4 protein-coding genes are annotated in these 4,587 nt (G+C 51.5%); all 4 read left to right on the top strand.

Going from position 1 to position 4,587, the window contains the following annotated elements; genetic code table 11:
* The first annotated feature begins 190 nt into the window (after positions 1-190).
* The 4 genes from QZ375_RS13710 (at position 191) to QZ375_RS13695 (ending at position 4,533) form a co-directional block, all read left to right on the top strand.
* Positions 191-418, top strand: a complete 228-nt coding sequence (locus QZ375_RS13710) for an RNA-binding S4 domain-containing protein (RefSeq protein ID WP_295219853.1) — start codon at positions 191-193, stop codon at positions 416-418.
* Positions 415-1,545, top strand: a complete 1,131-nt coding sequence (gene recF / locus QZ375_RS13705; protein ID WP_295219852.1) for a DNA replication and repair protein RecF — start codon at positions 415-417, stop codon at positions 1,543-1,545. The genes QZ375_RS13710 and recF overlap by 4 nt, the downstream gene beginning before the upstream one ends.
* 480 nt (positions 1,546-2,025) lie before the next feature.
* Positions 2,026-3,972 carry a DNA topoisomerase (ATP-hydrolyzing) subunit B gene (gene gyrB / locus QZ375_RS13700; RefSeq protein ID WP_295219851.1) on the top strand — a complete coding sequence of 649 codons (1,947 nt, stop codon included), beginning with the start codon at positions 2,026-2,028 and terminating at the stop codon, positions 3,970-3,972.
* A gap of 9 nt (positions 3,973-3,981) precedes the next feature.
* Positions 3,982-4,533 (top strand): hypothetical protein, encoded by a 552-nt coding sequence (locus QZ375_RS13695; protein ID WP_295219849.1) that lies wholly within the window; start codon positions 3,982-3,984, stop codon positions 4,531-4,533.
* The last annotated feature ends 54 nt before the right edge of the window (positions 4,534-4,587 follow it).

The following is a 4,587-nucleotide window of genomic DNA, read 5'->3' as shown; positions in this document are numbered from 1 at the left end:
AGTATGCGCCGGGGTGTTTCGCCGCTGCGGCGGCGACCAGGGACGCTGTCCCTGGACTCTGCCAGGGCTACTCGCCCTGGACCTCGCCAGCTGGGCTCAGCTGGACCAGCTGGCCAGGCAACCTTTGCTTGTGTGACTGACAGACTGGTTTTGATTTTGTGTTTATTTTTGATATTAAAGGAGGACAGGTATGGCAAGTGAAACAATTACTGTGGCGATCCGGACGGAATTTATTAAGCTGGATTCGCTCCTGAAATTCGCCGGTTTATGCGATACCGGCGGCTTTGCCAAGGAACTGGTGCAGCAGGGTGATGTCTCCGTGAATGGTCAGGTCTGCACCATGCGCGGCAAAAAAATCCGTCCTGGGGATACCATTACCGTTGACCGCTTTACGGTACTTGTAACCGCAGAAGCATGAGACTTACACGACTTGCGGCAGATGGCTTTAAAAATCTGCGCCAGGTGGAACTAGAACCTGATCCCTCATATAACCTGATCCTCGGTGAAAATGCACAGGGAAAGACCAATCTGCTGGAGGCAGTCTGGGCACTTACCGGCTGCCGCAGCTTCCGGGGAACCCGGGAACGAGATTATCTTTCCTTCGACGGCGGTAATTTGCAGGTAGAAGCCGGATTTCAGGACGCCAGGCGAGAACAGTCTATAAGGCTCTGCATGGTGCCGGGAACAGTTCCTGAAAAGAAGTTCTGGTGTAATGACGTGCCACGGAAAAGCGGTGAACTCTTCTCTGTGTTCCACTGCGTGGTCTTTACGCCGGAGGATCTTTCTCTGGTCACAGGCGGCCCGGAACGGCGGCGGTCTTATTTGGATCTGTGCAGCGCACAGCTGAGTGCGCCTATGCTGTCTCTGGTACGCCGGTATCAGCTGGTGCTCCAGCAGCGCAATGCAGTACTCAAACAAAAGCTGCCCCAGGCACAGACGGAGGCCATGCTTCATGTCTGGGATGGTCAGCTGGAACAGCTGGGGACGGAAATTGCCGTGCAGCGTGCCCAGTATGTGCGGCGGCTGGCGGCGGTCTGTGTGCCTCTGTATGCCCAGATCGCACGGGGCAAGGAGACGGTTTCGCTCCATTATCAGTCCAGTGTGTTCGGCAGAGATGCTCAGGAGGTGCTCCCCGACCGGCCTGCGCCGGAACTTGTGGCGCAGTATGGGGAAAAAATGCAGCAGAGCCGTCAATCAGACTTGCTTCTGGGACATACGGGGGTTGGCGTACACCGGGATGATCTGCTCCTTGCTATAGACGGCAAACCGGCAAAGGAATTCGGTTCACAGGGACAGAAAAAAAGTCTGGCGCTGGCACTGAAACTTGCTCAGGCGCAAATTTACAGCAAACGCCGGAAGGAATCCCCCATCGTGCTCCTGGACGATGTCATGGGCGAACTGGACGAGGCACGGCAGGCGGTGGTTTCTACGATCGTAGAGGAAATGCAGGTCTTTGTGACTACCTGCCATCTGGAATCCGTACTTTCCCCAAATGCCGGAAAGCGGTTTTTGTTGAAAGACGGCAGACTGGTTTCGGGACTTTGAAAAACGCCCGAAACTGCGTAAAAATCAACTTTCCACAAACTGTTGAAAACTCTGTGGAAAGCCTGTGCAGACCTGTGAAAAGAGGCGGAAAAGGCAGATTTTCCGGGAAACTGCACAAAATGATGAAAAGAAAATCATAGTGTTTCACGTGAAACACTGTAGTAGGATGGCTGTACGATATGATACACAATCGCAGCAATCAATGTGATAAGGCAACACCGCACAAAGAGCGCCTGACGGCTTTGCACGTCATATGCTTGCATATTTTCCGTCATATTTCACAAAAATGCTCGTGAATACACAAAGTATTCACTCCGCTTTTTGTTTCATCTGACGAAAAATCTGACAGCGCATCTGACGCACAATCTTTGTGTGGTATTGCCATAAATCCGCACAGCTGTCTCTGAAAGATAGTTTGTGCAGCTGCCGGTTTTTGTTTCACGTGAAACAAAGGTCGGACAAATTTGGAGGAATTGCAAAATGACAGAGGCAATCAAACCCAATGCCCAAAATTATGATGAAAGTCAGATCCAGGTGCTGGAGGGATTGGAGGCAGTCCGGAAGCGGCCGGGTATGTACATCGGCTCTACCGGCCCTAAGGGTCTCCATCATCTGGTGTATGAGATCGTGGATAATGCCATTGACGAGGCACTCGCCGGGTTCTGTACGGAAATTACGGTGGATATTCTGCCTGACAATGTGATCCGGGTCTCCGACAACGGCCGTGGTATTCCTGTGGGAATCCATCCCAAGGAGGGAATTTCGGCGGCAACGGTGGTATATACCATTCTTCACGCCGGCGGTAAATTCGGCGGCGGCGGCTATAAGGTCTCCGGCGGTCTACACGGCGTAGGTGCATCGGTGGTAAACGCCCTTTCGGAATGGCTGAAGCTGACTGTAAAGGACGGCACCCACGTGCACTTCCAGGAATTCCACCGTGGTGACTACAGCGACCCCATCCGGGTTATCGGTGATACCACGGAAACGGGTACGACAGTGGAATTCAAGGCGGATCCCCAGATCTTTGAGGAGACCACGGAATATGACTATGAAGTGCTCCTGAAACGTCTCCGGGAACAGGCATTCCTGAATGCCGGCATCCGCATTGTGTTCTCGGATAAGCGGAATTCGGAGGAAGAACGGACGGAAGTGCTCCACTATGAGGGCGGTATCCGGCAGTTCGTGGAATATCTCCACCAGAAACGTGGTCTGGAATCCCTGTCGGAGGATGTGATCTATGTTTCCGGCATGGATGGAGATTCCTTTGCAGAGGTTGCATTGCAGTATAACGACAGTTATAATGAAATGATCCTGTCCTTTGCCAATAATATTCATACTGCTGACGGCGGTACACATGAGACAGGCTTCAAAAATGCCCTGACCAAGGTGATTAATGAATACGGCAAAAAGTTTGGTCTGTTAAAGGATGGTACTCGTCTGCTGGGCGAGGATGTCCGGGAAGGTCTGACAGCCATCGTTTCTGTGAAGCTGACTGAGTGTGAATTCGAGGGACAGACCAAGGGACGGCTGGGCAATCCGGCAGTGCGTCCTTTTGTGGAGAAAATGGTCTTTGATAAGCTCATGACCTATTTCGAAGAAAATCCCACGGTGGCACGGGCGATTTTTGACAAGAGCCTGTCCGCACAGACGGCACGTGAGGCTGCCAAGAAGGCAAGGGAAACTGCCAGACGGAAATCCGCTATGGAAAGCGCTTCCCTGCCGGGCAAGCTGGCGGATTGTTCCGAAAAGACCACCGAGGGTACTGAGCTGTACATTGTCGAGGGAGACTCGGCAGGCGGCTCTGCAAAGGAAGGCAGAGACCGTCGCTATCAGGCGATCCTGCCCCTTTGGGGTAAAATGCTCAACGTGGAAAAGGCGAGAATTGACCGGGTATATGGCAATGAAAAGCTGATGCCTGTGGTAACAGCTCTGGGTACTTCTATCGGTGAGGATTTCGACATTACAAAGCTGCGTTACGGTAAGGTCATTATTATGGCCGATGCCGACGTGGATGGTTCCCATATCCAGACCCTGCTGCTGACTTTCTTCTTCCGCTTCATGCGTCCGCTGATCACCAACGGCAATGTCTATCTGGCGCAGCCGCCATTGTTCAAGGTATTTAAGGGCAAGAAGTATAAGTATGCCTTTGATGAGGCAGAACGAGACAGGTATATTGCGGAATTTGCAGACGCAGACGGCAGTACGGCAAAGGTTTCTGTTCAGCGGTACAAAGGTCTTGGTGAAATGAGTTCCGAACAGCTTTGGGAAACGACCATGAACCCGGAGACACGCTCTATGATCCGTGTGGAACTGGAGGATGCTGAAAGGGCAGATGAGATCTTTACCATTCTTATGGGCGACAAGGTTGCTCCACGTAAGGAATTTATTGAGAAGAACGCAAAATACGTGGAGAATCTGGACGTATAAGGAGGTTCTATGGAAGAAACACAGAAGCTTCCGGCTTTTGACCGCACAGCACCGTATCCTATTCCGCTGGAATATTATCGCACCGGATTTACGGCGTTTCAGAAAAAATTTGTCATGCGCCGGAATTATGTGATGATGGTGCTGTTTGCCGTCCTGCTGGTGTCCTTTGTGGCAGCTGGCATAAAAGATCCCACCAACAAAATGGCATATTTTCTTGTGCTCCTTTGCTTGACTGCGATTTTTATGCTGTGGTACAATCCCAGAAAGCAGAGACGTGTTGTTCTGGATATGGTCAAAGAGATGGAAGGTCAGCAGTATACGGCGGAATGTGACGGCAATGTGCTGCGGATCTGGACACAGCAGGATGAAGATGATACGGAAGTGATCCCGGAATCAAGAGTGCTGCTGGAAACGGCGTGGATCCAGACCTATGAGGAATTTTACCTGATCTGCGACGGAAAACAGATGTTCTATATTCTGCCCAAGGCAGCCATAGGGACAACGTTTGTTCAGCCGGAGCAGCTGGAAACAGCAGAAACAACATCCCCGGAATCTGAATAATCGCCGCAGGCGGCAATGAAGTTTTTTGATCCAGCAATTTTTCAAAAATGCTGG

Source organism: Ruminococcus sp. (genome assembly GCF_019417665.1).
Classification (GTDB): domain Bacteria; phylum Bacillota; class Clostridia; order Oscillospirales; family Ruminococcaceae; genus Ruminococcus_C.
The sequence above is the reverse complement of the archived record's forward strand: the minus strand, read 5'-3'. Positions and strand labels throughout refer to the sequence as shown.